Source organism: Serratia nevei (genome assembly GCF_024160145.1).
GTDB lineage: Bacteria > Pseudomonadota > Gammaproteobacteria > Enterobacterales > Enterobacteriaceae > Serratia > Serratia nevei_A.
This window is the reverse complement of the sequence record NZ_JAMYWQ010000037.1, coordinates 20,885-46,255: the sequence shown is the minus strand read 5'-3', so window position 1 is coordinate 46,255 and position 25,371 is coordinate 20,885. Positions and strand designations below refer to the sequence as shown.

Annotated in this window: 22 protein-coding genes; 13 read left to right on the top strand and 9 right to left on the bottom strand. The window is 58.4% G+C overall.

Annotation, left to right across the window (positions count from 1 at the left end; genetic code table 11):
• On the top strand, nucleotides 1–299 hold a 299-nt coding region (locus M6G53_RS20580; RefSeq protein ID WP_253334166.1), incomplete at its 5' end, for an ATP-binding protein.
• Nucleotides 300–402: 103 nt separating this feature from the next.
• On the opposite strand, the gene M6G53_RS20575 is transcribed toward M6G53_RS20580, so the two are convergent.
• Together M6G53_RS20575 and M6G53_RS20570 are read right to left on the bottom strand one after the other, a co-directional pair.
• On the bottom strand, nucleotides 403–1,662 hold the full coding sequence (locus M6G53_RS20575) for a type II toxin-antitoxin system HipA family toxin (RefSeq protein ID WP_253334164.1): 1,260 nt from the start codon (nucleotides 1,660–1,662) through the stop codon (nucleotides 403–405).
• Complete coding sequence (locus M6G53_RS20570) at nucleotides 1,655–1,972, bottom strand: helix-turn-helix domain-containing protein (protein ID WP_057388673.1); 318 nt, start codon at nucleotides 1,970–1,972, stop codon at nucleotides 1,655–1,657. Before M6G53_RS20570 ends, M6G53_RS20575 begins: the two co-directional genes overlap by 8 nt.
• Before the next feature lie 452 nt (nucleotides 1,973–2,424).
• On the opposite strand from M6G53_RS20570, the gene M6G53_RS20565 reads away from it, so the two are divergent.
• Nucleotides 2,425–5,208 (top strand): conjugative transfer ATPase, encoded by a 2,784-nt coding sequence (locus tag M6G53_RS20565; protein ID WP_436286540.1) that lies wholly within the window; start codon nucleotides 2,425–2,427, stop codon nucleotides 5,206–5,208.
• A 13-nt stretch (nucleotides 5,209–5,221) separates the two neighbouring features.
• Nucleotides 5,222–5,914, top strand: coding sequence for a DsbA family protein (locus tag M6G53_RS20560; RefSeq protein ID WP_253334162.1), 693 nt, complete (start codon nucleotides 5,222–5,224; stop codon nucleotides 5,912–5,914).
• A gap of 307 nt (nucleotides 5,915–6,221) precedes the next feature.
• Here the strand turns inward: M6G53_RS20560 and M6G53_RS20555 are convergent, their stop codons facing one another.
• From M6G53_RS20555 to M6G53_RS20545, 3 genes are all read right to left on the bottom strand, one after another.
• The gene (locus M6G53_RS20555) at nucleotides 6,222–7,145 is read right to left on the bottom strand and encodes an MORN repeat-containing protein (RefSeq protein ID WP_253334160.1); all 924 of its coding nucleotides are present in this window, start codon (nucleotides 7,143–7,145) and stop codon (nucleotides 6,222–6,224) included.
• Nucleotides 7,146–7,222: 77 nt separating this feature from the next.
• The gene (locus M6G53_RS20550) at nucleotides 7,223–9,172 is read right to left on the bottom strand and encodes a tetratricopeptide repeat protein (RefSeq protein ID WP_253334158.1); all 1,950 of its coding nucleotides are present in this window, start codon (nucleotides 9,170–9,172) and stop codon (nucleotides 7,223–7,225) included.
• Nucleotides 9,165–11,237 carry a DUF4034 domain-containing protein gene (locus M6G53_RS20545; protein WP_253334157.1) on the bottom strand — a complete coding sequence of 691 codons (2,073 nt, stop codon included), beginning with the start codon at nucleotides 11,235–11,237 and terminating at the stop codon, nucleotides 9,165–9,167. Before M6G53_RS20545 ends, M6G53_RS20550 begins: the two co-directional genes overlap by 8 nt.
• 952 nt (nucleotides 11,238–12,189) lie before the next feature.
• Between M6G53_RS20545 and M6G53_RS20540 the strand changes: the two genes are divergently transcribed.
• From M6G53_RS20540 to M6G53_RS20520, 5 genes are all read left to right on the top strand, one after another.
• The gene (locus M6G53_RS20540) at nucleotides 12,190–12,603 is read left to right on the top strand and encodes a TIGR03757 family integrating conjugative element protein (RefSeq protein ID WP_366519510.1); all 414 of its coding nucleotides are present in this window, start codon (nucleotides 12,190–12,192) and stop codon (nucleotides 12,601–12,603) included.
• Complete coding sequence (locus M6G53_RS20535) at nucleotides 12,600–13,535, top strand: TIGR03756 family integrating conjugative element protein (protein ID WP_253334156.1); 936 nt, start codon at nucleotides 12,600–12,602, stop codon at nucleotides 13,533–13,535. The genes M6G53_RS20540 and M6G53_RS20535 overlap by 4 nt, the downstream gene beginning before the upstream one ends.
• 9 nt (nucleotides 13,536–13,544) lie before the next feature.
• Nucleotides 13,545–14,960: an integrating conjugative element protein gene (locus M6G53_RS20530; RefSeq protein WP_253334155.1), complete on the top strand. Its 1,416-nt coding sequence runs from the start codon at nucleotides 13,545–13,547 to the stop codon at nucleotides 14,958–14,960.
• 350 nt (nucleotides 14,961–15,310) lie between these two features.
• Nucleotides 15,311–15,862, top strand: a complete 552-nt coding sequence (locus M6G53_RS20525; protein WP_253334154.1) for a kinase inhibitor — start codon at nucleotides 15,311–15,313, stop codon at nucleotides 15,860–15,862.
• 5 nt (nucleotides 15,863–15,867) lie between these two features.
• A complete protein-coding gene (locus M6G53_RS20520) occupies nucleotides 15,868–16,683 on the top strand; it encodes a helix-turn-helix transcriptional regulator (protein WP_253334153.1) in 816 nt (271 codons plus the stop codon).
• A 111-nt stretch (nucleotides 16,684–16,794) separates the two neighbouring features.
• Here M6G53_RS20520 and M6G53_RS20515 read toward each other — a convergent pair whose 3' ends face one another.
• Nucleotides 16,795–17,502: a hypothetical protein gene (locus M6G53_RS20515; protein WP_253334152.1), complete on the bottom strand. Its 708-nt coding sequence runs from the start codon at nucleotides 17,500–17,502 to the stop codon at nucleotides 16,795–16,797.
• A 318-nt stretch (nucleotides 17,503–17,820) separates the two neighbouring features.
• On the opposite strand from M6G53_RS20515, the gene M6G53_RS20510 reads away from it, so the two are divergent.
• The 4 genes from M6G53_RS20510 to M6G53_RS20495 are packed head-to-tail and all read left to right on the top strand — an operon-like array spanning nucleotide 17,821 to nucleotide 21,105.
• On the top strand, nucleotides 17,821–18,165 hold the full coding sequence (locus M6G53_RS20510) for a hypothetical protein (protein WP_253334150.1): 345 nt from the start codon (nucleotides 17,821–17,823) through the stop codon (nucleotides 18,163–18,165).
• Between the two features lie 13 nt (nucleotides 18,166–18,178).
• Nucleotides 18,179–19,231, top strand: coding sequence for a conjugal transfer protein TraG N-terminal domain-containing protein (locus tag M6G53_RS20505; RefSeq protein WP_436286539.1), 1,053 nt, complete (start codon nucleotides 18,179–18,181; stop codon nucleotides 19,229–19,231).
• A gap of 53 nt (nucleotides 19,232–19,284) precedes the next feature.
• Entirely contained in the window at nucleotides 19,285–20,187 is a 903-nt protein-coding gene (locus M6G53_RS20500; RefSeq protein ID WP_253334148.1) for an HAD family hydrolase, read from the top strand.
• Nucleotides 20,188–20,223: 36 nt separating this feature from the next.
• Nucleotides 20,224–21,105, top strand: coding sequence for a polysaccharide deacetylase family protein (locus M6G53_RS20495; protein ID WP_253334146.1), 882 nt, complete (start codon nucleotides 20,224–20,226; stop codon nucleotides 21,103–21,105).
• A 19-nt stretch (nucleotides 21,106–21,124) separates the two neighbouring features.
• On the opposite strand, the gene M6G53_RS20490 is transcribed toward M6G53_RS20495, so the two are convergent.
• The 3 genes from M6G53_RS20490 to M6G53_RS20480 form a co-directional block, all read right to left on the bottom strand.
• Nucleotides 21,125–22,027, bottom strand: a complete 903-nt coding sequence (locus M6G53_RS20490) for a LysR family transcriptional regulator (RefSeq protein ID WP_253334145.1) — start codon at nucleotides 22,025–22,027, stop codon at nucleotides 21,125–21,127.
• 247 nt (nucleotides 22,028–22,274) lie between these two features.
• Nucleotides 22,275–23,471, bottom strand: a complete 1,197-nt coding sequence (locus M6G53_RS20485) for an MFS transporter (RefSeq protein WP_253334144.1) — start codon at nucleotides 23,469–23,471, stop codon at nucleotides 22,275–22,277.
• 3 nt (nucleotides 23,472–23,474) lie between these two features.
• Nucleotides 23,475–24,179: a type 1 glutamine amidotransferase domain-containing protein gene (locus tag M6G53_RS20480; protein ID WP_253334143.1), complete on the bottom strand. Its 705-nt coding sequence runs from the start codon at nucleotides 24,177–24,179 to the stop codon at nucleotides 23,475–23,477.
• Nucleotides 24,180–24,278: 99 nt separating this feature from the next.
• On the opposite strand from M6G53_RS20480, the gene M6G53_RS20475 reads away from it, so the two are divergent.
• Complete coding sequence (locus tag M6G53_RS20475; RefSeq protein ID WP_253334142.1) at nucleotides 24,279–25,229, top strand: LysR family transcriptional regulator; 951 nt, start codon at nucleotides 24,279–24,281, stop codon at nucleotides 25,227–25,229.
• The last annotated feature ends 142 nt before the right edge of the window (nucleotides 25,230–25,371 follow it).

The window sequence follows — 25,371 nt, the reverse complement described above, 5'->3', positions numbered from 1 at the left end:
GTGTCATGGCCCCGAAGCTGCTTATCATCGATGAAATAGGTTATCTGCCGTTCAGTCAGGAGGAAGCCAAGCTGTTCTTCCAGGTCATTGCCAAACGTTACGAGAAGAGCGCGATGATCCTGACCTCTAACCTGCCGTTCGGGCAGTGGGACCAGACGTTCGCTGGGGATGCAGCCCTGACCTCGGCGATGCTGGACCGGATCTTACATCACTCACACGTAGTCCAGATAAAAGGAGAGAGCTATCGGCTGAAGCAGAAACGAAAGGCCGGGGTTATAGCGGAAGCTAATCCTGAGTAAACAAGGTGGATCAATATTAGACCGTTGGTGGTGACGGTAAGTGGATCACTTTTTACCCGTTGTTGACAGTAGCATAACCAGCCCCAGCCTTCTGAGGCACAGATTAGCGTAACAGAGCGATATTCTCGTCAACTCGACGCTGGATGTCTCTTAGGGTATCTTCGGTGATAGTACCCTGATAGCCGCTCCTGGCGATGCTCGCAAACTGGCTGGCCACACCACACATTCTGTCGATCATGTCGCCCGCAACGTGCGCGGGAACTTCCGCTTCCCTTGCCAGGGCAAGCAATGCCGCCCGGTCTATTTCAAGCGCTTCGCCCATCACATCCATTTGGTGGTAACCACCGGGTCCTTCGCAGAAAGTCACGTCGTAGGCGGGCGCCAAGTTCCATTCGCCGGACGGCTGCATGACGTAGGCAAAGTTCTTGGGGTGATCATCTCGATTATTGAACACGACATTGAAGACGGCCCGTTCGAATGCCCGTCCCATTTCCCGTACATCGTTGGTGCACATGCGAGTGGCGCGTAAGAAATTCACATAATCCAAAACCCCCGGACTTCTGTAGTCGGCGCCGGTAAACGCAGCGAGGCTTTGCATGGGAACGCGCAGTTCGTCCTGTCGGTCAAACCGTCTGGAAGCGAATGCCGCCATTCCATTGGGCAAATCAAAATACAACGTGTCTGGTGTCTGAATGCCGCACTGACGCAAACACTCGGCATAGACCATCTCAACAGCACACACCTCAGGGTGCTCTTCCTTGGCAGGAAACTTGATCAGCCAGGCTTCCGAGCCAGGCATGGCAGCTGTAGAAAAACCGCCCGTATTGCGATCACGATAGACCAAGGCTTTAGGTCTGGCCCCCTGCGGGGAACCGCCCACCTGCAACAGGTGTTCCAGGAATGCGCCACCCTCACCGTTGAGGACATCCTGCACTTCGGCTGCGAGCAGATCGAGAGAGATATGCCCCTGCTGCTCCTGGAGCTCAGGCGCCACGGGTTCAAACGACATAGCTCCCATCGCGTTGCCCCCAATGTAAGCCAGACGTTCCAGAGGCCCGATTCGCGCTGCATTGAGACCGCGGCGTTTGAACAACCGATCCATCAGCAGCATACCCCAACCATCAGGCAGCGAGTCATAGATAGGGCCTGGCAGTCCCAACTGATGGGGCGGAAAGTCTCTGCGCAACTTTGGCCCATTCAAAGGGAGGGTGTATGACGACAGCTCCAACCCTCTATTCCTCGCTTCATCGCTGTACTCAAAGACAACCAACGGGCGTCCCGTGATGGCCGTTGTAGAAACCATTGAACCCCACAGCCAGTGCTCCCCCCAGCCATCGTAGTAGACGTTTACTCGTTCAATCATTTTTCGATCTCCTCTTGGAGCGCTGACGTTTAGCACTGTTCTCGTAGCGAATGATGTCCTCCAGGCTGTCCAGCTTCGGCAGGAACAGTCCCTCAAGCTCCTTGCTTCGTCCAAGAACCATGGCCACGCGAACCACGCTCTCCAGGCTCACATTACGCCCGGCCTCCAGGTTGGACACGGTATTGGCGCCGACGCCGGCGCGCGCGGCCACATCGGTTTGAGTCATCTGCAACGCCAGCCGCTCCGTGCGAAGACGCTCGCACAGCAGTTTGACGATTTCACTGGGCTTGCTAAAGCTTAAATCCAACATATTGTGCCTTCCTGCCCTGTAAGCTCCATAATCCCCAAAATTATAGAGTTAAGCGCCATAGCACTCAAGAGGCATAAATCTCGTTTGTTGCTTCTTAAGAAAGAATTTACCACTCTATCACCATCAAAGCTGAATTAGCTCTGGAAACCTGGTCACGTGCCGAATTCAACGGGAGGCCCGGCATCTCGCCTGCCCACACCACCGGGACTATCTGGAGAGCAGGCAACCCGGATTGTTGGCAGCCACGCACTGTTTTTTTGATGACACTGGGCAGCACCCCATTTCATCGGTATTGCCATCGTGAAGCTATGCCATCCGCTCCCCTTGCTGGATAAGGGACAACCAATTCTCGCCAGGGGGCCGCTATGACGACCTGGTGCCAGCACTTTCAACGCGCGCCAATGCGCGTCCAAGAGCCAAGAGAGACAGATGCCTGGAGCAGGCACGTTCGAATGCTAGACGCGGCGGGGATCCCCGAACCCGGCAATACAGGGTCAAGCCAGCGCGCTACGTTAAATGATGAGCAGCAGCTCTATGACGTCGCCCCGTCCTTCGTCGACATGCTGCCTTGGGTCGAGTATCTGCCAGAAGCGCAAAGCCTGTTGCTGGAGGATGGTGCGTCGGTGGCGGCCTTCTTCGAGCTGACACCGGTAGGCACCGAGGGCCGTGAGCTGCACTGGCTGGCCCAGATACGCGACAGCCTGGAAAACGCGCTGCAGGACTCGTTCGACGAACTCGACGACAACCCATGGGTAGTCCAGCTCTACGCCCAGGACGAGACGGACTGGGCCAGCTACCTGAACACCCTGCACAGCTACATTCAGCCACGCGCGCAGGGCTCGGCGTTCAGCGAATTCTATGAGCGCTTCTTCGCACACCACCTGCGCGCGGTCGCTGCGCCAGGCGGATTGTTCGAGGACACCACCGTCACCCGCCTGCCGTGGCGCGGCCAGATACGCCGCATACGCATGGTGGTGTACCGCCGTGCATCGGCTCCTGCGGCGCGGCGCGGCCAGTCGCCGGAACATGCCTTGACAGTGGTCTGCGATCGCCTGCTCGGGGGCCTGGCAAACGCTGGCGTTCGCGCGCGGCGCATGACGGCGACCGACGTACACGACTGGCTGCTGCGCTGGTTCAACCCCAACCCAACCTTGCTCGGCCACGAAGCGGTTGATCGCGAGCGCTTCTACGCGCTGGCGGCCTATCCTGAGGAATCCGAGCCGGGCGAGATCGAACTGGCCAGCGGCACCGATTTTGCGCGGCGCCTGTTCTTCGGCCAGCCGCAATCGGACGTCGAGCACGGCGTCTGGCGTTTTGACGGCCTGCCGCACCGGGTCATGACCGTGGATCGATTGCGGTCACCGCCGGGCATCGGTCACCTGACCGGCGAAATGCGCAAAGGCGGCGATGCGGTCAACGCGCTGTTCGACCAGATGCCCGAAGACACGGTGATGTGCCTGACGCTTGTCGCCACACCGCAGGACGTGCTCGAGTCCCATCTCAACCACCTGAGCAAGAAGGCCGTCGGCGAGACGCTGGCCTCCGAGCAGACCCGGCAAGACGTGCACGAAGCCCGCAGCATCATCGGCAGTGCGCACAAACTGTATCGTGGGGCGCTGGCGTTCTACCTGCGCGGGCGCGACCTGGCCGAACTCGACGCGCGCGGCCTGCAGCTCGCCAACGTCATGCTCAACGCCGGCCTGCAGCCGGTGCGCGAAGAAGACGAGGTGGCGCCGCTGAACAGCTACCTACGTTGGCTGCCATGCATGTTCGATCCCGCCAAGGACAAGCGCCAGTGGTACACCCAACTGATGTTCGCCCAGCACGCAGCCAACCTGGCGCCCGTCTGGGGCCGCAGCCAGGGCACCGGCCACCCCGGCATCACGATGTTCAACCGCGGTGGCGGCACCATTACCTTCGATCCGCTGAACCGGCTCGACCGGCAGATGAATGCCCACCTCTTCTTGTTCGGCCCCACCGGCTCGGGCAAGAGTGCGACGCTCAACAACCTGCTCAACCAGGTCACTGCCGTGTACCGACCGCGGCTATTCATCGTCGAGGCCGGCAACTCTTTCGGCCTGTACGGCGACTTTGCCGCACGCCTGGGGCTTTCAGTTCACCGGGTCAAGCTGTCACCAGGCTCCGGCGTCAGTCTGGCTCCGTTCGCCGATGCCTGGCGCCTGGTCGACACGCCCGGACAGATCCAAACGCTGGACGCCGACGCGCTGGGCGATGAAACGGATGCGATCACCGCCAACGCGGAAGGCGATGACCAGCGCGATGTACTGGGCGAGTTGGAGATCACCGCACGGCTGATGATCACCGGCGGCGAAGAGCGGGAGGAGGCCCGCATGACGCGCGCCGACCGCAGTCTGATCCGCCAGTGCATCCTGGAGGCAGCCCAGCGCTGCGTCGCTGCGAAGCGCACCGCCCTCACGCGCGACGTGCGCGATGCGTTGCGCGAGCGCGGCCACGACACATCGCTGCCAGAATCCCGGCGCACGCGCCTGCTGGAAATGGCCGATGCCATGGACATGTTCACGCAGGGCGTGGACGGCGAGATGTTCGACCGGCCCGGAACGCCATGGCCCGAGGCCGACATCACCATCGTCGACCTGGCCACCTTCGCCCGCGAAGGCTACAGCGCCCAGCTTTCCATCGCCTACATCAGCCTGATCAACACGGTGAACAACATCGCCGAGCGCGACCAGTTCCTCGGACGCCCAATCATCAACGTGACAGACGAAGGCCACATCATCACCAAGAACCCGCTGCTCGCGCCCTACGTGGTCAAGATCACCAAGATGTGGCGCAAGCTGGGGGAGTGGTTCTGGCTCGCCACGCAGAACCTGGACGACCTGCCCAAGGCAGCCGAACCAATGCTCAACATGATCGAGTGGTGGATCTGCCTGAACATGCCGCCCGATGAAGTCGAGAAGATCGCAAGATTCCGTGAGCTGACACCGGCACAGAAGGCGCTGATGCTCTCCGCGCGCAAAGAGGCTGGCAAGTTCACCGAAGGCGTCATCTTGTCCAAGTCCATGGAGATGCTGTTCCGCGCGGTACCACCGAGCCTCTATCTCGCCATGGCGATGACCGAGCAGGAAGAAAAGGCGGAGCGTTTCAGGCTGATGCAGGAGCACGGCATCAGCGAGCTGGATGCCGCGTTCAAAGTTGCCGAGGCAATCGACCGTAAGCGCGGCATTGAACCCCTGGCTCTCGACGCCCAAGTCTGACATGGAGCCGTGCATGCCCCGTTATCTATTCATCCGCCGCCGCCTTTGGATCATCCTGGCTCTGGCGATGCAGGGCGCCGCCGCAGGCGCCATCTTGCTGAGCCACAGCCCACAAGAGGAGAGCCGCCCCGCTGCAGCCCCAACCTCGCAGTCCGGTCCGCCCTGGATATACGGCAGTGACGGTGCCCGCTTCACGATCGTGGTGTATGCCGACTTCGAATGCCCGTACTGCCAGACATCAATCCCCCAGTTGCTGCGATGGGTGAAAGCGAACATGGACGTGGCACTGCAATGGCATCACCTGCCCCTGTCGGCACACGAGCCGGTCGCATCACGCGAAGCCCGCCTCGCCGAATGCCAGGGCGAAGTAGGCGGCGCTGCGGCCTTCTGGCAGACAGTCGGTTGGATCTACGCCAATACGCGCGGCAACGGCCAGGGACCCGCAGCAGCAGCCATTCCCCCCAATCTCTCGCCGGCAGTACAAGCGTGCCTGGACAGCGAACGCCCTGCGCCCCTTGTGCGAGCCCAGGCCGATGAAGCCGCCGAGGCCGGCATCACAGCAACGCCCACACTGCGGCTGCACGACCGCGAAACCGGACGCACGCTCACGATCGAAGGCGCGGTCGATGGCAGCGTGCTGCTCTCCGCGCTGGACTGGCTTTCCAACACGCCTGACATAGCCAGTGGTAAGCACGGGACACCCTGAGTGCCTGACATGTCCGGGTAGCTGCAATCTTCCAGACCTACGGCGCACTACCACGCAGACAGTCTTGCTGCTGCTGGCCGTTGAGACCTCACTCAATCAGCCGCACTATGCAGCAACTCCCGGATAATCGTGGCAAAAACGGAGGGCACTCCTGCATCGGATAATGCCCGCAGTTCAGAATCACCCGCAGCGAGGCCTTTGGATGCTACGCTAGGACAGCTCGCCCTATATTATTTTAGGACTGGTGCCAGGCGAACAGCATCTCATTACATCCCATTGATGCAATAGTGCCAAATTGAAGGCCGCATTATTTCCCCTCCCCCTTCAAGTACTTACCCTTCTTACTGACCGGATCCCCGTCTCGAAAAAGACCAACAAATCGCTCATTGTGCTCAGCCCAGTAATAGATACCCTGGCCGTTCTTACTATCGCGCTTAAACTCACCTTCGTACCAGTCACCGTTGGGATAGGTCATCCGCCCCTTTCCATCCCGATCGTCTTCTTTGTAGTCCCCTTCATAAATCTGGCCACTGGCATAAATGTATTTTCCTTTTCCATCATATAAGCCATCCTTGTAATTACCTTTATAACGATCACCATTAGCCCACTGCATTTCTCCGTAGCCATTTTTCTGGTCATGAGCCCAGAGGCCTTTGAAATAAGTACCGTTACCCTTCTCAGTAACTATGCCACTACGCACCCCCATGTGATAGTTACCTTCGAACGTGAGCCCGTAGTTGCTATCGAAACATTTTGCCTGCCCTTCCAGGGCTTCTTTGTATTTACCTTCGCACCATCCTCCAGGATAGACAAAGCGCCCATACTTACGGAAGCCATCTTCAAAGTCACCCTGCCATTTTCTTTCATCAGACCACGCAACCCATCCTTTACCTGCCGCCTTCCCATTTATGCATTTCTCGCTACTCCATTTAAAATTATCATCAGGCTCATTCAAAGTTGCTATCGTGACTTTGCAAGTTCCAGCCTTATTTGAAATTTCATATATTTTAAAATCCTCAGCATAACCAACCCGAGGAAGTAATGCATAAGCACCCAAAACCAGTAAAAATCTCATAGACGTTTTCATATAACCCTCCAAAATCATAATTAGCCTCACCCTATCGCAAAGCCATGCAAATTCATCGAATTTATTTTTCGATACCAGACGACATCGTTTTTTTAAAATAACCTCCAACGAAATTAAAAAATATCTCAAAAATTTCTCACACATCAATGCTCCGTGGTTTTTAATATTCTCCGCCTCTTTCCCAGCTCGCTCAAAGTTCTACCGACATGATTCAGAATCAATTATTTCAAAGGTGGCACGCCATCCTTTGCTAAACGTCGGGCAAGCGAAGCGTCTGGCGTACAAAAATGCCAAAGCGGCGTCGCGGGCAAGTCCGGGTAGAGGCTTTGCGCCAGCCTTCGGCAGATTTCCTGCTGGCGGCCGCCACGCATCAACAGGCGATCCAGCACATATCGCCATCCCCGCGTCCCGGACACCACGACGAACACGTACCGACTGAACCCAGTGTCGATGCGCGACAGCTTCTTGAGCAGCCAGATGTTCTCGGCGTAATGGAAGATGGGCCTTAAATCCTGTTCGAGCTGGCGAATGCGGTGCAAGGGGAGCCCATGGGGAGCAAGGTCATCACCTTCATGGACCGCGTCAAACTCCGCATCGATTGCTCTCTGCTGCCTGACTACATCATCAACGCGCCGGCGATGGCGCGCTGCTCCCGGCATGTCACCGCGTGCCAGACTCAGTCTTGTCAGCGCTCGCGAGCAGCGCAAGGTTTCCATTGGGTCGAGCTCAATGGCCCGCAGCAGACATTCAGCAGCCTCTTCAAGCCTGCCCTGTTTCTGGTGCGCCGCCCCCATAGCATGGAGCACGTCCGGGTTGTCGGGCGCCAGCAAATACGCCTGCTGCAACTCCGCTTCCCAGGATGGATCGCTCAACCGTCTGCTTTTTTCCGACATGGCCAGCCAGTCCCATACTGACAGGCGCTGGGTCGTAGCACGCAAGCGCAGAGCCTCATGCTCGGCGACCACCTCTTGCCACCCCTGGTGGTGGCGCGTCCAGCCCGGTTCTGCAGCCTTCAACCATTGCGCGTCCATCTTCGCCGCAACGTCTCGCAGGAATGGCTCGGAAAGCAGCAAATGAGGGACTCCGCCAATAGGAGAGCACACCGTCTCGGTCAGGGTATTGGCGCCCAGCCGGGTCACGCGGTCGTGCAATGACGGATGCGTATCCTCATCACTAGTGGGCGTGCGCAAGGCATGGTAGATCCACTCCGTTGCCTGATCCGGCGTCATGTCGTCCATGCCTTTCCCCAAGAGCAGTTGCGAGAAAGGTGCCCCGCACGGGATGGGTGAGGTCCTGGCTTCGTCCCACCATTTTGGCCAGAACTCTTGGTGCAAATAGCGCTCGGCCAACTCCAGCAAGTACAGCGCCTGAATGAAGGTCTGCGCCCCATGCCAGCGCGCCGCCGCCTGATCGGCCACATACTCGCCCGCACGCCGAACCGCGAACGTTCTGGCATCCAGGCGGGGAACATACCAGCGCAGGAAAAGATGCAGGCCGCAACAGGAAATCTGGTGGAACCAGCCCCAATGCCGCGACGCAGTTCCACCGAGCTCGGACAGGCTTTCCTCCAGGCGGATCAAGCACTGGCGCAATGCCTGGATGCGTCGGCCAAGCAGTCCGTGCTTCCCCCTCAGGTGTCCAAACTCATGGGCAATGATCGCGCCGACCTGCTCGACAGGCAGCAGACAAAGCACGGGCAGCCCGATTTCCATCGTCTGCCGGGCCCTGCCCGGCCAGAGAAAAGAGCCCCGTTGCGATATGCTGGCGTTCAACCGATTGGACAAAATGACTGTACGCACGGCTGGGCCACCGACACTGGCTCGGACTGAATCTATCAGGGCATACAGCCCGGGGGCATCCTGCTCTCGGAGCACAGTCGCCTCCTCGACGCCTGACTCTGCAGGCCGATGCAGCACCCGGATGACATCGATGCCGTAGAAGACCGCCAGCAAGGCCAACAGCGTCGTTGCCCCCCCTTGCAGCAGCGGATACACGTACAAGGCCAACCCCAGCAGAGCCAGAATGGGCAACAGCACCAGCCCTGCGATGGCTGTGTAGCCGATGGTCAGCCAGAGCCAGATATGCAGGCGCTCATACCAATGCGCCAAACCGACCGACTTGGCGGGCGGTTTCGAGCGAACAGGCTCTTTGCCCGAGAACTGACTAAGCAAAGTCAGGCTCTCCCCTGCCGAAGGTCAGACGGTGTGCCCGGTCATCGATGCGCCCGCGAGCCCTGCGAAAATCGAGCGCCGCTCTCCATGCCCCGAGGAATGTGCCGCGCCGGTAGATCTTGTCCGCCATGTCGCGATAATGTTCATTGTCGGGACTGATAGCCAGAGCGCGATCGATCCAGATTTTCGCCAGGTATCGATTCGGCGCACATCCTCTGCCTTCCAGGAAAGCCTCGGCATAGCTGTACGCGGCTACACGCTGGTCGCGGTCATCGTCCTCGGCCCACATCCAGGCGAGAACCTCGTCCAGAGACGCACGCCGGTCCTCGTCGATATCGCCATGCATCATCAGCCATGCAAGGTTTGTTGCCGCCGCAGATTCAAGCCGGGTGCCCGGCCCTTCATTCTCCCAGACATCCTCCATCCATTCCTTGCACTGCGCATACTGCGCAGTGCTCAAGGGTTCGCCGGAGTCGGTGATACTGAAGACCAGATTGCAGCGGGCAATACTGTGCCCAGCCTCGGCGGCCTTGCGCAGCCACTGGAGCGAGAGTGCTTCGTCGATGGGATTGAATGTCGGATCAATCTTGCCGGCATACAACTCGCTCATCCCCATGTAGCCATCGCCATTACCGCGCGCGGCGCACTCTTGCCATAGGAACAACACGGCCTCGTGGGGAACGTAATCCCAAAGGTTGGACCCGAGTTGGGTGATGTTGATCTCCGGTGCCGTCGATGCCAGCGCCTGGTCGATCAGGGCGGCAGGGTCATGAGCGCCCTTCTCGATGCCGAAAAGTCCGAACCGGCTGCCGATAGCAGCGAGCAATTGGGCCTCGGAGTCGTTGCCCCAGCGTACGGCACGATCCAGAACCTGCCCCAATAGCTCCTGGGTATCAGGCATGCCGTTGAACCACAGGCACGCCTGAAGGGTATACAGCGTATTGGGATAGGTCTTCCCGGTGAAGTCAACGGCTGCGGGAGCGGATACCATGGCCTCCGCGAGCAGGTCATACGCGCGTTGCAACCGGTCACGATCCCAATGCACATTGCCCTCGTCTTCGCTTCGCGCTGCTGAGCGATGAAAGTCGGCATACAGGCACAACGCCCGGACCCTGCTCAGCGGTGACAGATCGAGTTGCAGGCAGCGTTCGAACTCGTCTGCGAATGCTTCGAGACGCTCGGTGTCGTCTGCATCCGGGTAGGCTCCGAAACCAAGATAGTCGAGTGCCTGCGCGAAACGCAATTCGTCGCGCTCATGCTCGCTCAAACCGGCACAGATGGGGCCTTCGATGAAAGCCTCCATTTCGGCGTGACTCCCACCCCAGCGCGGGTAGAGAAAATACAGGTAGTCGCCCAGAACATCACTGTCGCCGGGGCGCGCCATCAACGCCAGGCGGAGCCAGTAGGTCTTGCCGTCATCGAGCTCCCCCGCCGCGCGCCGCGGCAAGTCAGGAGGAAGAGCCGCTGGAATGTCCACAAGACTGTCGCCATACTCCTTCAGCAGGGTCAAGCCTCCTTCCCAGGTTTCCGGCCCCCATTGCGCCTGCAACGCATCATGGCCGCATGGGTCCTTGCCTTGTGCAAGGTCCAGGAGCCATTGCGGCTCCCCCAGATAAGCCCCCAGGCGCATCATGCGGTGCAGCGCCATGGCCGGTCTTGGGTGCAGGGCGATGGCCCGAAGGTAGGCCGCCAATCCATGATCACGCGCCATCTGTGCACCGGCCCATTGAGCCTGCTCCACATAGTCAGCGCAATATGACGTACGTATCTTTCCGACCGCACTCTCCCAGGCCTGACCATAGAGCAGATGCGCATGATAGGACGTCGGCGAACTCGCGCACCATGCCTGCAGTTGAACCAACATGTCCGGCAGCGGCAAAGGCCCTTCCGTGAAGTGCTTCACATACCAGACGTAGCCGTAGGCACGACGCGGGGTGTCCAGCCATTCGGCAGCGGCATCGTCGAAGAATACCTCCAGCGGGCCAAATTGTGCAGCCGCCAGGTGCTGGCGGAGGGTTATCAGCTGATTACACAGCGACTCGATAGTCGGGGAAGCAGAGAGCATGTTGTCGGTATCCACGGTTTATGAAGGTTTGCAACGGCTTCAGGCATTTATCGAAAGCCCGGAGTTCGGGCCCGGCGTACCGCAAGTACCTAGCGGTCTGCGGAAGCGAGAAGCTGGATGAGATTGCTGGTCATGCCCGGAGTGCCGACGGTCTACAACCGCCATGGCATTACTGACACGGAGTACAGCCGGCAGCCTGCGGAAGGGAGTCTGGATATGGGTCTATCAGGGTAGAACGAAATATGACTCTGGCTGAGATTTAGCCAGAGAAAACAAGTGCAGCGGAGCAGGCTCAATCCCCCTCCCTGAAATATTCGCATGCACCTCAACGCTATTGCCCGCCGTCCTTGACTGCACTACCGCCTGCTTTTATCGGGGGGTGTAATCGATCATCTGATTCACACCTGCATGACCCTTGGCGGGTTCATTCTCCATATTTCATCAGCCAAGAGCAAAAAACATCCTAGCAATCGGCAGCCGGCATGTGAAGCAAAAACCGACAAATAAAACTATTTATCCAATGAGAAATCATGCACTTCTATGATGCATCAGCCTTCCATCAAGCTTCCGAATATCTCCCCCAACTTCCCAAGAATTGATATGGCTCGTTCTGCAAGAGATGACCAAGGTACTCACTACCCTGCGTAGCTTGGCGGCGATGGTGGCACTTGTTCCACACACAGTCTGCCACCACAACTGGAAAGCAGCTCGCATCTATTCATCCCACGGCACGGGCAACGACTTCTGATGACCTTGTGTGCTACAGGCCCCATCGCGGCCCCCCTATTGCGAGGGTGAACCCAGAGTGTCTCCACACCTGCATGCCTGACACCTGAGTGGTTCGCTGGATAAGTCCAAGAATAAGGGGGGTTGCAGCAACGGATTCCTTGTAGCAGTCCTCCGCGATCTGCGGTCGACTGTACGCCTCCCCCCCCCCCTCTTGAGGCGCTACATGATGAATCTTGTGCTCACTGCAAATGCAGCTCTACTTGCAGTCATCGCTCTTCCGGTAACCGCGGCCGATCTCCACATCTTTACGGACCGCACAAATCCGGTTCGCAGCGTGCCTGCAGGTGCCATCGTGACGGAGCTGGATGCCGGCATCCGACTGGAAGATGAACTGGGGGCGGACTTGCCTGCCGATGCCGACCAGGCTGCGACTGCCGTCCAGCGACGTCTGCAAGCAGGCGGCCCCGCATTGCAACGCCGTCTGGCCGACGCCTACCAGGGCGTGGCGAAAGCCTGGAGCCTGGGCGTGACCAAGGTGCCTGCGGTGGTCGTCGATCACCGCTACGTGGTCTACGGTGAGCCAGACGTGGCGCAGGCGTTGTCCCGCATCGCCCGGTACAAGAGGGAGCAGCCATGAACAGCCCACGCCACCTTCGCATCGGCATCGCCACGTTGCTGCTTGGCCTCTGCGGCCCTTCACTTGCGCTCAATACCGCGTCGATCATCACGTCTGCGGTGTCGCCGAACTGCCTCGAATACCGCGTAGTCGGGATCTGCTACTGGCTTCAATGCGGCCTGGGTGGCTGCCGCATTCGCACCTCGGTGAAGGTGCGCCACTACATTCCGGACGCGGTGGTTTCGAGCTACGCAAACACGGGCGAGAACCCCTGGCTTGAAGTGCAATTGATGAGCATCCCCAACCCCACGGCCAAGGGCGGTGGCGACGGTACGACCAACCAGGGCAACGAGAACAACCTGGCCAAGTTCCGCAACGCCGATGTCATCGGCCATCCGGCTGGCGCGGTGTTCGGCAAGTTTGCCGCCTCGTTCGGCTATAGCTGCCAAGGTGCCGGCACCCCGCTCATGCCGTACCTGTTGAGCACACTCGACACACTGGCCTGGCGCTACAACGTGCCGGAGCTGGTCTATCCGGAATCGCTGGTCCCGGGCATGCGCGAAGTCGGCGGCCGCCTGACGATGAACCTCTGGGGCAACGTCTATCCTCGCGGTGGTCTGCTGCACCAGGTCGACGACCACAAGGCCAGTGCCGTTGTCGCGCAGCGCGCGGGCGATATCGTCACCCGAGGCGGTCAACCCCATGCCTACCAGCCACTGCTTGCGTCGAAACGAGACGGCTACTGGCCGGCCGGTGCCCTCGTAGAGAGCCAACCGGCGACCGGCAAGTGGCAGGAGCTCACGCCACGCATGTCCAGCAGCTGCGTGGTTTTTCCCAACACCAATTTCCTGGCCCAGGCCAAACGCGGTGACTACGCATGGGCGCTATGGCGGCCGTACAGCTGCTGCCAGCGGCGTGGCCAGAAGTTTCTGGGCAGCACAGACTTCCTGTAGGAGAACCAGATGATGAATCAATCAAGTATTGTCTCGCGCCCCCAACGGCGCATTTCCTTCCGGTCGATAGCCTGGACTGCCGCCTTGGCGCTCTTTTGCAGCTCGGCCTGGGCCCAGACGCAGATCGGCAACGGCACGATCAGCAGCTCCGGCAGCGTCATTGGAGACGACGTGCTCTACAGCATCGGTGGCGGCCGGGCAGTGTCGATGAGCGGAGCCGGCAACATGCAGAGCATCGGCGTGGGCCTTGGCTGGAACAGCAACCTGATCTGTGGGGACATGAGCATCACCACTACGCTGCAAAACCAGCTCAACGGGCTGACCAACGGTTTCCAGCAGATCATGTCGTCGGTGATCCAGAGCGCGACCAGCGCCGTGGCGTCTCTGCCGGCGCTGATCATCCAGCGCGCCGACCCCGGCCTGTACAACCTGCTGACCAATGGTGTGCTCCAGGCACGGCTCGATTTCGATCGCTCGAAGCTGAGCTGCCGCGCCATGGCAGAAAGGATGGCGGACCTGGCGGGCGGACAAACCGGCTGGAGCCAGCTTGCCGAAGGCATCGCGCTCAAGGAAACCGTGCGCTCTGGCAACACGGATGCCGTCGGCGCCGTGGAGAAGGCCGAGAAGAGCCGGGGGAATCATGGCGTGCCCTGGGTGGGAGGCAGCAATGCGGGCGGCAGTGGGCAGAGCGCTATCAAGGTTGTCGGCGACGTCACCCGCGCCGGCTACAACCTGCTCAACAGCCGTAATGCCACTGACACGTCATCGATCGGCAGGAGCGCATGCGGCAACCGGCAGACATGCCAGACCTGGGGTTCACCGCAGGCCGCCGCGGCCTGGGCCACCCGCGTGCTCGGCGAGCGCGAGCAGCGCACCTGCGAGCAGTGCACCAAGACCGCGACCACGCCCGGTGTCGGCCTCACGCCGATGATCCAGGAAGAGTACGAGGTCAAGGTCAAGGCTCTGCAGGAGCTGGTCAGCGGGGCCAAACCAACCACGCCGGCGAACCTCGACGCGGCCGGCAGTGCATCGCTGCCTATCACTCGCGGCGTGATCGAAGCCCTGCGCGACGAACCTGACCAAAATCTGCTGGGACAGCGCCTGGCGTCGGAAGTGGCGTTGACCAGCGTGCTGGAGAAGGCCCTGCTCCTGCAGCGCACGCTGCTCGCCGGCAAAAAAGAACCCAACGTCGCGGCCAACGAACTCGCAGTCCAGGCGGTCGATCAGGAAAGCGCCGCGCTGGCGCAGGAGATCAACAACCTCAAGACCGAGCTGGAGCTGCGCCGCACGCTGGCGTCGAACTCGCCGATGACCATCATCGAGCGCCACGGCGCTCGTGCTGCAGGCTCGCGTGGCGTCTACGAAGGCGATACTGTGCGCGACCGCGTGCAGGAAATCCAGAAGCCGGCTGGCCGCAGGCCGTGACCGCCAAGGCGATGATGCAACTTGGCGGCTTATAGGGTGAGCGTCCTGCCGTGCAGGCGAAACGGGTCATCACACACCATTGAAAATGGCACGGTTCTTCTCTCGCACCAGATCGGACCTGTCGCCTAGCTCCGTGAAAATTTTCCACGTTCTCAAGCTCGTCATCACGATCCCATGGTTCTGTACGAAGGGTGCGCTTATGCCGCTGTTGCAGGAAAAATTGGTGTATGGCAACCTTCCCCCGCAAGCAGCCGAGCGTTTCGGCACAATGGGCGAGCGCCACGGCACAACACCGAGCAGACCTTCCCAATAGACTTGTCTTTCACCTCCAATACCAAGACGAGCATCTGATGAAAAAACAGCTTTTACTCAGCGCACTTTCCCTCGGACTGAGCCTCAGCGCCCACGCCACCGACTTTTCCGTAAGCAGTCGCGACATTAGCGACGGCAAGCCGTTGAGCCAGCAAGAGGTATTCCAGGGCTTTGGCTGCGAAGGCGGCAACACCTCGCCTGAACTGTCCTGGAAAAATCCGCCGGCCGGCACCAGGAGCTTTGCTGTCACCGTCTATGATCCCGACGCCCCCACTGGCAGTGGCTGGTGGCACTGGACCGTGGTCAATCTCCCCGCCGCTACCCGGCAACTGCCCAAGGACGCCGGCGCCATCAACGGCGAGCACTTGCCGGCAGGCGCCGTCCAGGGGCGCACCGATTACGGCCAGCCTGGCTTCGGCGGCGCCTGCCCGCCAGCGGGAGATAAACCGCACCGCTATCAATTCACCGTGTGGGCGTTAAAGGTGGATAAACTGCCCATCGACCAGCAGGCCAGCGGTGCCATGGTGGGTTACATGCTTAATGCCAATGCCCTGGCCAAGACCACACTGACCGCCACTTACGGACGCTAGCTACGATGAACGTTCCTGCCGGCCTGCAGCACCATGAGAGCCGCATCGATGCCTGCGTCATACGTGCCCGACAAACCCATGCACTGCAACGGGTGCCGATTTTCGTCAGCGCCTTGTGCCGGATCCGGCAGGGCGAAAAGCGCATGGGCTGGGACGGGCGCGAAATGCGCGCGGGCAACCAACACCTGATCCTGCTGCCGGCGGGACGCCACGTGGACATTTGCAATTATCCGGGCGCACAGGGTCACTACATCGCCGATGTAGTGACCTTTCCTGCTCAGGCATTGCATGCGTTCAACCTGCGCTACAGCGAACAAGTCAGCACCAGGCCCGGCCGCGGTTCGGACCTGTGTATTCCTCTGGAACGGTACACTACCTTGGCGTGGGACAACCTGCTTGATTGCATCGCTAGCAATGCGCCGGATGCCTTGCGCAGCCACTATGGTGAAGCCGTGCTTTTGGCACTGGCCCTTGGCGGCTGGGCTACTCCGCTCTTGCAGAACCGGCACGATCCAATAGGTGAACGCGTACAGCATATCCTCATGGGCAATCCAGAGCGGGACTGGACAGTGGCTTGTGTCGCCGAGCGACTGAACCTCGGGGCTTCGACATTGCGCAGGCAACTGGCAAACGAGGCCAGCAGCTTCAGCAAAATTCTGGAAGACGTCAGGCTGGGAATGGCTCTGCATTGGCTGCAGACCACGACACGCCCCATCGGGGAAATCGCCGCAGCCAGCGGCTATGCCTCGGCATCGCGCTTTACGGCGCGCTTTCGAAAGCATTACGGGCTGTCGCCCAGAGAACTGCGGACTACGCTCTAGCAAAAACAGGTACCGGACGATGGGTTTGCCATGCCTACTGGCAAGAGCAATAACGGCATGCCTGCCTCATCTCCGGCAGGGTTCGATGCATTTAAGTGCGCAGGCAAGGCGTCAGTCGCCGCTCCTCAAGGGGCTGCCGCCTTCCTGCAAACGCTCTAAATAGGCGTCGTCATCCGGGTACCAGCCAACGATGCGCTGGCCGTCAGCGTCCTCGCCCTCGAAGGCCTTCAACAGGCTGGGGTCGAACATACGCTTCATCGGTTCTTCGCACTGCGAACCATCGATTCGACAGCCACAGCGCTCTTCCCCGTCCACCTGGACGAAGTTGTGTAGCAGGGCCAGACACCGCGCGTCGAGATCACCGTGCACATGGATAAATTCGCCGGTCTCCAGCAGCGAGATAGCGGTCAGGTTGCCGCCGACCACAAACGAGCAATCGTTGCCGGAACTGAAATAGGCATGCTGCACACTGGCATCGCCACGCACCACCAGACCACTCCAGCAAATCAGCGTATCTGCCTGCAGCCGTCCGAGCACGATAATGCCGCCCTCGTCTATCTGCGGCGACACCTCCATGCAGCCGTCCACGATCAGATTGCCTTCTACGATCAGGCAATCGTAATCGTGCATGTCGTCCTTAGTTGGAAGGAATGACGGAAGGTGCAAATCGCCTGAATGCCAGCGAATGTTTGCTTGTTCAGGATCGTAAAAATCCGGGTTGAGCAATTCGGCAGCTGTATTGGCGACACTACCCGCAGATTTGGTGATACGTGCCAGCGCTTCATCGCAGCTGAGCACAGGAAGGTGGTTTATTTGCATGGAACCTCACGGTAAGGTGCGATTGGTTGAAACGGTTGCCACAGTTGCACGTTCAGCCGAAAGGCTGCTATTTACAGTGCGATTATGGAGAACATCGCGCGCATTTTCACTCACTGCTTGCGCTCAGGAGGCGGCGTCGCCATTTGATATGCACTCTCGCCCGGTCACCAGATAGCTACACCAACGTCTGACGACAATGCGGTCGCCACGCGCTCCACTTTGACGCTCGTCGGCATAAGGCATATGCGATGAACTGAGAGGGTCGCTCATCACCGCTGCCACCTTTGCGACGGGTGGTCAATCCGATCCGGAGACTCCATGCTGACATCCCCTTCGCGTCCGCGGAAGCCACATTGGCGCTTGATCCGCGCCATTGCGCTATGGACAGCCTTATTGCTGTTGCTGGCCTTCACAGCGAACATCGTCGGCATCTACCTCATCGGCGATGTCATTTCCTGGCGGCGGTGGCTGGTCGATCACCAAGGGCATCTTTTCATCTGGCGTCTTTGCGTGTACGCCGCCACCGCCGCCGGCTGGCATTGGGCGCGCCCGCGGTTGCTCCGGCGCGATCCCGAGAGCAGGCTGCGCGTGCGCTTTCTCGAGCGCGTCGCGCTGCCGCTGGCCGCGCTGCTTGAGCTCAGCCAGTGGCTGAGCCGGCCGTAACGAGGATGCGAAGATGGGACAGACGCTCTACACCAACGACTACCTGGAGTACTACCTGACGCTGGTCAGTTGGGTGGTGCACAACGGCATCTGGAACACCTTGGTGGCCACCAGCTTGCTCGCCGTTCCCTTCCTCGCGATCGTGATTCAGGAATGGCTGCGCGCCCGGGGTGAGGGTGCCGACGAAGGCAACAAAGGCATGCTCTCGGCGGCCCGCATCGAGAACCGCGTGTGGGTCGCGGTCATGGTATTGATGTTCGCCGGTATCCCGGTCATCGATGTGAGCATGGACACCATCAAGTTCGACACTACTCGCTCCAAACAATGCCAGGTGCAGGTTCCACAGCCGCAAGACACCGGCTGGAGCCAGACCTTCACGACCCTCAATCACCAAAGTGCGAGGGTGCCTCTCTGGTGGTTCTTCACTCATGCCACATCCAAGGCGGTAACTGGTGCCGCGGTTGCAGCAATCCCCTGCGGCACCGACCTGCGTCAGCTGCGCATGGATATCGACAGCACGCGCATAGACGACCCCGTCCTGTCTCAGGAGGTCGCCGACTTTTCTCAGGACTGTTATGGCCCGGCGCGGGCAAAGCTCTTCATGAACCGCCCGACGCTCAGCGACGCGCAAATGTACGACGTCACATGGATTGGCTCACGCCTATTCCTGAACACCCCAGGCTACTACAACACCTACCACTCACGAACGCCACGTACTGCGTGGCCTTACAACACGACCTGGGACGCTGGGCTCGCACAGGTGCCCAGCGGGGGTGGCTATCCGACCTGCCAGCAATGGTGGAGCGATGCCGGCAAGGGGCTGCGGGCACGGCTGCTAGAGCAAGTCAGCCCGGACCTTCTGACCAGGATCAGCAAGTGGGCCAGCTTCATTCCGAAAGAACAGGCTGACGATACCGTCATCCGTGCAATCGCAACGCCGCGCAAACAGAACGTGAACAGCGGTAGCGTGTATACCGACTACGGTGGGCAGATCGGCAAGACGGCCCCGAACTGGGCTGGCCGCGTCGCTGGTGACGTGGGCCTGGCCGTTGGTAACATGTGGTGAACGGAGCCCGTGATGTACGGCCGCGCGACCGGCTTCGACAAGAGAGTCCACTCGTGCCCACCGCCCTCCATCTTCTGGATGAACTGCTTGGCCGACTGCTGATCGGGAAAGCTCAACTGCAGGGCTTCTCCCTCACCGGCCGGGGCGCGCGACATGATCCGAGGCGCCGTGAACTTGATCTCCTTGGCGGAAATGGAGACGGTCTCGCCTGTCTGTGTATGTTCGCCAAGAGCGGTCTTGGGCTGACGGGAATGATCAGGGATAACGCCCAAATACGCATTAAGAAAGTCGAGCTGCCCGGCAATCTCGTCGACGAGGCCCGAGTAGCTGTTGTCATGCGTGTGGCAATAGATATCCCAAAGGCTTTTGTCGACAGGTTCCGGTTGCTGCGTAGTCATGTTCGGCATGACGGACACTTCATGGTGCCATTCTTTGTCAATGCATCGCGGATAAGTGGCCGTGGCTTTATGGATGCCTATGAATCTATTCCTCTCGGTGCACGAGAGGAATTCCGGCAGAGCTTCGTGGAGTACAGGTCGCAGGTGCGGAGAATTTACCCCGGATTCTGGGCGGAGCTGCACAGGCCACTCATCGATGTAAGACACCTCTTCCAACTCGGGCATGAGATACGAATCGTTTCTGGCAAAGATTCGGGATCGATATCCACGATCCTGCAACTACTCGGTCAATGGCTCCCAGACTCATTCATCCATGGGAGGATGACCAGCAAAGTGGATGTCCTCACTCAGATAAAAGAGGAAGCGCTCAGCCGGGGAATCGGAATGATTTTTGTCGATGACAACATCGAAAACATCATCGAAGCAAAACAGCTAGGAATTAGCTGTTACTGGCCCGATTGGGGATACAAAAATTCTGAGCACATCGCAATGGCCGCAGCACACGAAATTTTTCCGATTACCACCGAGAATTTTTTCCAATTCTTGAGCAGAAAATAAAGGAAGCATATTCAACCAGAATGAAAGGAGCTAATCATGGCAAAAGAAATACTTTGTGGTTTTGGTGTTGGCGTGGATGCAGTCGCTGGTTGGCTCTCCTCCTACGGAGGAGAAGACTCCCCTAGCGATATTTCACGCGGCATGTTTGCCGGAGAGGTCGGTACGCCACGGCTTTTGAATCTCTTCAAGCAATTCGAACTCCCTACAACCTGGTTCATACCCGGGCATTCCATCGAGACATTCCCTCGTCAAATGGAAGCTGTGGTAAAGGCTGGCCATGAAATCGGCGTGCACAATTATACGCATGAGAACCCAATCTCCATGACCCCAGATCAGGAACGCGAAGTACTCATCAGAGGGATAGAGATGGTCACCGAACTGAGCGGTCAGAGGCCAACCGGATATGTGGCTCCCTGGTGGGAGTTCTCTCCTGTAACAACGGACCTTCTGTTGGAGAATGGCATCAAATACGACCATTCCTTGATGCATCACGATCACCAACCCTATTATGTTAGAAAAGGTGATTCCTGGACCAAGATTGATTACACCAAAACACCCAGAGAATGGATGAAGCCGCTTGTCAGAGGAAAAGAGACTGATTTAATAGAGTTACCCGCCAGCTGGACTATTGACGACATCCCTCCTTTCATGTTCATGAAGACCAAGCCAAATAGCCAGGGGTTCATGAACCCTCGCGATATTGAACAACTATGGAGAGATCAGTTTGACTGGGTCTATCGCGAACACGACTATGCAATATTTACATTCACGATTCATCCAGACGTTTCTGGAAGGCCGCATGTGCTGATGATGCTGGAACGTCTGTTAACTCATATGCTAGGCCACCCAGGTGTCAAGTTCATGACACTGAACAATATTGCAGATGATTTTGCAACGCGATCTCCACGAAAAAAATAGTTCCCCGATGGCAGCCACATTATTTAGCGAATCCCCCAGCTTCTGCCATCTCGATAATTCTATCCCTGGCCTTTAAGACAAAAGGATTTCCAAGAGAACTTTCATTCCACACAAGATATATCGAGTTTTCCGTAATTTTATCCAAAACTCCGACATTTGCTATCACACCATCAGCAATCGCCCGCGAACATAGATACTCTGGTATTACCGACCATCCATAATCTAAAGCCACCATCTGCTCTATTATTCTCAAATCTGGAACAAGCAATGAAGGTCGAAGTTTTAGAAGAAACTCCGGCATACCTCTAAACATCTCACGAATGAGAGGAAGTTGGCTATCATATGCTATCAGAGGAGTTTCCAGCAATGCCTCTAGAAAATCATCGGCTTTTAAAATACCATCTTCTCGTGATGAAGAAGAAATTATTATAAGCCGCTCCCTCCCAATCTCTTTGAAGCTGTACCTCTGTTCGTCCGGTCTTGATGTAGTAAACGCCAGATGAATCCCACCGTTACTCAACCCGGCATATATACCTTTTCTATTCCCGGTAAAAATATTAAATCGAATTTCATCTGCAGCCAGTACAGGGATGACAGATGACAACTTAGCCCAGAGCAACTCTGCCGGCCCCATGATAGATATTGTTCCCGATGGGCCTTTTGAGTAACTTCTTAATGTAGCCAACTTAGAAGAGATGGAGTCAAAATCATGAGATATCAATCTGGCCAGCTCCTCCCCTTCAGGAGTCGGTATCACGCCATGAGAAGAGCGTCTGAACAAACGTTTTCCAGCAAAGGACTCCAATGAATGGATATGCGATGAAACAGCAGGCTGACTAATACCAAGACGGACAGCCGCTTTTGAAATCGAACCTGCGCGATACACATCTATGAAACTTCTTAACTGTATCAAATACCGCATCCCAGCCCCCCTATGAGATCCCTATTTCCCTACACCAAAGAAAAGCCAAACCATAAACATATTTTTATATTTTTCGATGAGTAAACTCCAGCATTTGTTACCATCCCTTAAAATAAACCAAAAAATAAATAAACTGCACGAATTCTCCCCGGCATAACCTTTTCACAATGAATATATGGGGCGATAAAAATAAAAAGCCAACGGAACCCGCTGGCTTTAAAGGCGATATTCACATCACTGTAAAGGATCAGTCCGGAGCAATCATTGAGTCAGCCTTCGCAGCCCCGAGTTGAGCAAACATCCACAGAATCCCCAGTACAACCACCACTGCGCCAACCCAGGCTGTGCTTACCAGGCCGGAGACTTGCAGCGCAACGCCGCCGATCACGGAACCCAACGCGATACCGCCGTTGAAGCCGGCAATGTTCAACCCGGCAGCGACCGCGGGAGCCTGCGGAGCATGGTCATGCGACAGCGCGATGACCCGAGCCTGAAGTGCGGGAACAGCGGCATAGGTCAGAGCACCCAGCATGCCAATCAGCACAGCCATCAGCACCAGCGACGTGGCGGACAGCCAGACAGCAAGCAGCACGATCGCCAGCCCGACCAGCACGGTCATTACCGCATAGTCAGGCCCTTTCTTGTCAGTCAGCCTGCCCCCCCAGATATTACCGATGGCAGCCATCACGCCATAGCCGAGCATCAGCAGACTGGCCGTTCCTTCGCTGACCTGGGTCACCTGCAACAACAATGGCGAGATGTAGGTATAGAGAGTGAATGAACCCGCATAGGCCAGAACCGTAATCCCGGCGCCAGCCAACAGCCGTGGATTGAACATGGCTTTCAGGCCATCCATGGCATTGGCCTCGTCGGGCACACTGCCCTCCGAGCCTGGCATCAGGAACAGTAAACCAAGAAAGCCTATTGCGCCGCTCGCCGCAACGGCCATGAAAATCACCTGCCAGCTGAGCATGCTTCCGAGGTAAGTCCCGAGCGGGACGCCAAGCGCCAGGGCGAGGGTCAGCCCACCGAATACCACGGCAACCGCAGCACCAGCGCGGTGACGTCCGGCGAGTTGTGTGGCGACGCTGGACGCCACCGCCAGAAACACGCCATGCCCCAGACCCGACGCGAAGCGCGCCAGCAACATCGGTGTCAGCGAGGTGGACAGACTGACTACCGCATTGCCCAGCGTGAACAACGCCATCGCCACCAGCAACAGACGCTTACGGGACCAGCGGGTAGCCAGGGCGGTCAGACCGGGAGCGCCGATGACCGCGCCCAGCGCATAGGCCGTGACCGCACTCCCCACCTGGCTGACAGAGCTCTGCAGGTCGGTGGAGATAGTGGATACTAGGCCGATGGTGACGAACTCGGTGAAGCCCAGTGCGAACGCGCATAGCGCGAAAACGTAGATGACAAAGGGCATGCGCTCAGTAGCCATGACTCAGGTCCGCTCGGCGCGGGCTACGGCCAACAACGGCAACATGGCCTCAGCGACACCTTTTGCAGAGGCCGGGTTCTGCCCCGTCACGAGCCGCTCGCTCACAACAACATGTGGCTGGAAGTTCGGCACCCCGACATGTTTGGCGCCACGCTCAGTGAGGACATCAGCCAGCAGAAACGGCACGGTATCGTGCAGGCCAACGGCACGCTCTTCATCGTTGGTGAATGCCGAAACCTGCTTGCCGTCGACCAGGTAGCGACCGTTCGCCAGCCGGATGTTCACCAGGCCAGCCGGCCCGTGGCAGACCGCAGAAACAATGCCGCCCTGCTCATAGATGCGAGCAGCGATCGATGCCAACTCCTGGTTGTCGGGAAAGTCCCACATCGTCGCGTGGCCGCCAGCATAGTAGATCGCGGCGTACTTGCCGGGATCGACGTCAGAGGGCGGCAGGGTGGATTCGGTCGCACTGCGCAGCTGCGGATCATTCCAGAATGCCGCGTTCACCGGATCATTGAGGTTCAGACCATCGACATGCGTATTACCACCGGCTGGGCTGACGAAGTCGATCTGGTAGCCAGCATCAGCTAGAACCTTGTGTGGATGTGACACCTCGGAGAGGTAGAACCCGCTCGGCGCAGCTCCCGGCTTGCCTGGGGCACCTTTGCGATCATGGCTCGTCAGCACGAACAATATGCGTTTTGACATTTCAGAACTCCTTAGTGGTACGTGTGAATGCCCGTCTGCAACTCGGACGGACTTGTGTGATGCGTATCCGGGAACCATTCTCTGGCAATTGATTTACCCATGAAAGTGCATAAAATAGAAAATCACTTACCAAGAAATGGACTAAATAAAGTGCGGAAAGATGATCTGGAAGTGTTCGTCCGAGTCGTGGACAGCCACAACTTTTCGGCTGCCGCCCGCGCTCTTCAGATTGCCCCAAAGGCGGTGAGCCAGAAGATCGCCCGGCTTGAGGCCGCGCTTGGAACCACGTTGTTCGAGAGGAATACCCGCAACCTGCGCATCACGGATGAAGGACGCACGATTGCAGAGCGCGCACGGGTAGCGCTTTCAGTTCTGGACGAGTTGAAGGAAATCGCTCTCGGAGGAAGTGAGGAGCTGACAGGCAACATACGCCTGACAGCGCCTGCGCCATTTGGAAGAAAGTACGTTGCCGCAGCAATCACAGAGTTCAGCCGACGGCACCCTCGGGTCGGCTTTGACTTGCGCCTCTCCGATCAGGTGCAGGATCTGTACAGCGGTGACTTTGATCTGGCGATTCGAATGGGAGAGCTGGCAGATTCGCGCCTGATCGCTCGGCGTGTGGCAGACAATCGCCGTATCCTTGTCGCTTCGCCAGCCTTCCTCGAGACACAAGGTCATCCCCAACGGCCCGAAGACCTGGAGCACCTCAACTGCCTGGTGTTTGTCTATCCGGGCTTGCTGCAGAACATCTGGCCGCTGCGCAAAGGCCGGCGCGAGAAACCTGTGGCCATCAACGGGAACCTCTGTAGCGACAACGGAGAAGTGCTGCGGGAGTGGTGTATGGCAGGCTTGGGGATTTCACTGCGCGAGATGTGGGATGTGCACGATGAATTGCGTAGTGGCCAGTTATTGCGTGTGCTTCCAGAATGGGAAGGTGCCACATCGAAAATCAGCCTGGTTCGGGCACGCAGAGAAACTGTGCCGCGTAGGCTGACTGCGTTCAGCGAGTTCCTGGTCACACAATGGCAGCAGGCGCCCTGGGATATTTGAACCAACGCAACGACGAGCGACACCGTTCATCATCCCGGCAACACCTACTCCGTGTTCCTGAACTGGCGAGCCCCCCTGTTACAGCAACCGAACCATGCCCGCGTCAAGGGGCCAGGCCTGAGTACCGGCCATCCAAGAACGC

Coding starts and splice junctions, on each gene's coding strand:
- M6G53_RS20485 (WP_253334144.1), bottom strand. CDS start 23,471: ATGGCTACTGAGCGCATGCCCTTTGTCATCTACGTTTTCGCGCTATGC.
- M6G53_RS20565 (WP_436286540.1), top strand. CDS start 2,425: ATGCTAGACGCGGCGGGGATCCCCGAACCCGGCAATACAGGGTCAAGC.
- M6G53_RS20570 (WP_057388673.1), bottom strand. CDS start 1,972: ATGTTGGATTTAAGCTTTAGCAAGCCCAGTGAAATCGTCAAACTGCTG.
- M6G53_RS20560 (WP_253334162.1), top strand. CDS start 5,222: ATGCCCCGTTATCTATTCATCCGCCGCCGCCTTTGGATCATCCTGGCT.
- M6G53_RS20545 (WP_253334157.1), bottom strand. CDS start 11,237: ATGCTCTCTGCTTCCCCGACTATCGAGTCGCTGTGTAATCAGCTGATA.
- M6G53_RS20535 (WP_253334156.1), top strand. CDS start 12,600: ATGAACAGCCCACGCCACCTTCGCATCGGCATCGCCACGTTGCTGCTT.
- M6G53_RS20490 (WP_253334145.1), bottom strand. CDS start 22,027: ATGCGGTATTTGATACAGTTAAGAAGTTTCATAGATGTGTATCGCGCA.
- M6G53_RS20525 (WP_253334154.1), top strand. CDS start 15,311: ATGAAAAAACAGCTTTTACTCAGCGCACTTTCCCTCGGACTGAGCCTC.
- M6G53_RS20510 (WP_253334150.1), top strand. CDS start 17,821: ATGCTGACATCCCCTTCGCGTCCGCGGAAGCCACATTGGCGCTTGATC.
- M6G53_RS20520 (WP_253334153.1), top strand. CDS start 15,868: ATGAACGTTCCTGCCGGCCTGCAGCACCATGAGAGCCGCATCGATGCC.
- M6G53_RS20495 (WP_253334146.1), top strand. CDS start 20,224: ATGGCAAAAGAAATACTTTGTGGTTTTGGTGTTGGCGTGGATGCAGTC.
- M6G53_RS20540 (WP_366519510.1), top strand. CDS start 12,190: ATGATGAATCTTGTGCTCACTGCAAATGCAGCTCTACTTGCAGTCATC.
- M6G53_RS20575 (WP_253334164.1), bottom strand. CDS start 1,662: ATGATTGAACGAGTAAACGTCTACTACGATGGCTGGGGGGAGCACTGG.
- M6G53_RS20480 (WP_253334143.1), bottom strand. CDS start 24,179: ATGTCAAAACGCATATTGTTCGTGCTGACGAGCCATGATCGCAAAGGT.
- M6G53_RS20515 (WP_253334152.1), bottom strand. CDS start 17,502: ATGCAAATAAACCACCTTCCTGTGCTCAGCTGCGATGAAGCGCTGGCA.
- M6G53_RS20555 (WP_253334160.1), bottom strand. CDS start 7,145: ATGTGTGAGAAATTTTTGAGATATTTTTTAATTTCGTTGGAGGTTATT.
- M6G53_RS20530 (WP_253334155.1), top strand. CDS start 13,545: ATGATGAATCAATCAAGTATTGTCTCGCGCCCCCAACGGCGCATTTCC.
- M6G53_RS20505 (WP_436286539.1), top strand. CDS start 18,179: ATGGGACAGACGCTCTACACCAACGACTACCTGGAGTACTACCTGACG.
- M6G53_RS20475 (WP_253334142.1), top strand. CDS start 24,279: ATGAAAGTGCATAAAATAGAAAATCACTTACCAAGAAATGGACTAAAT.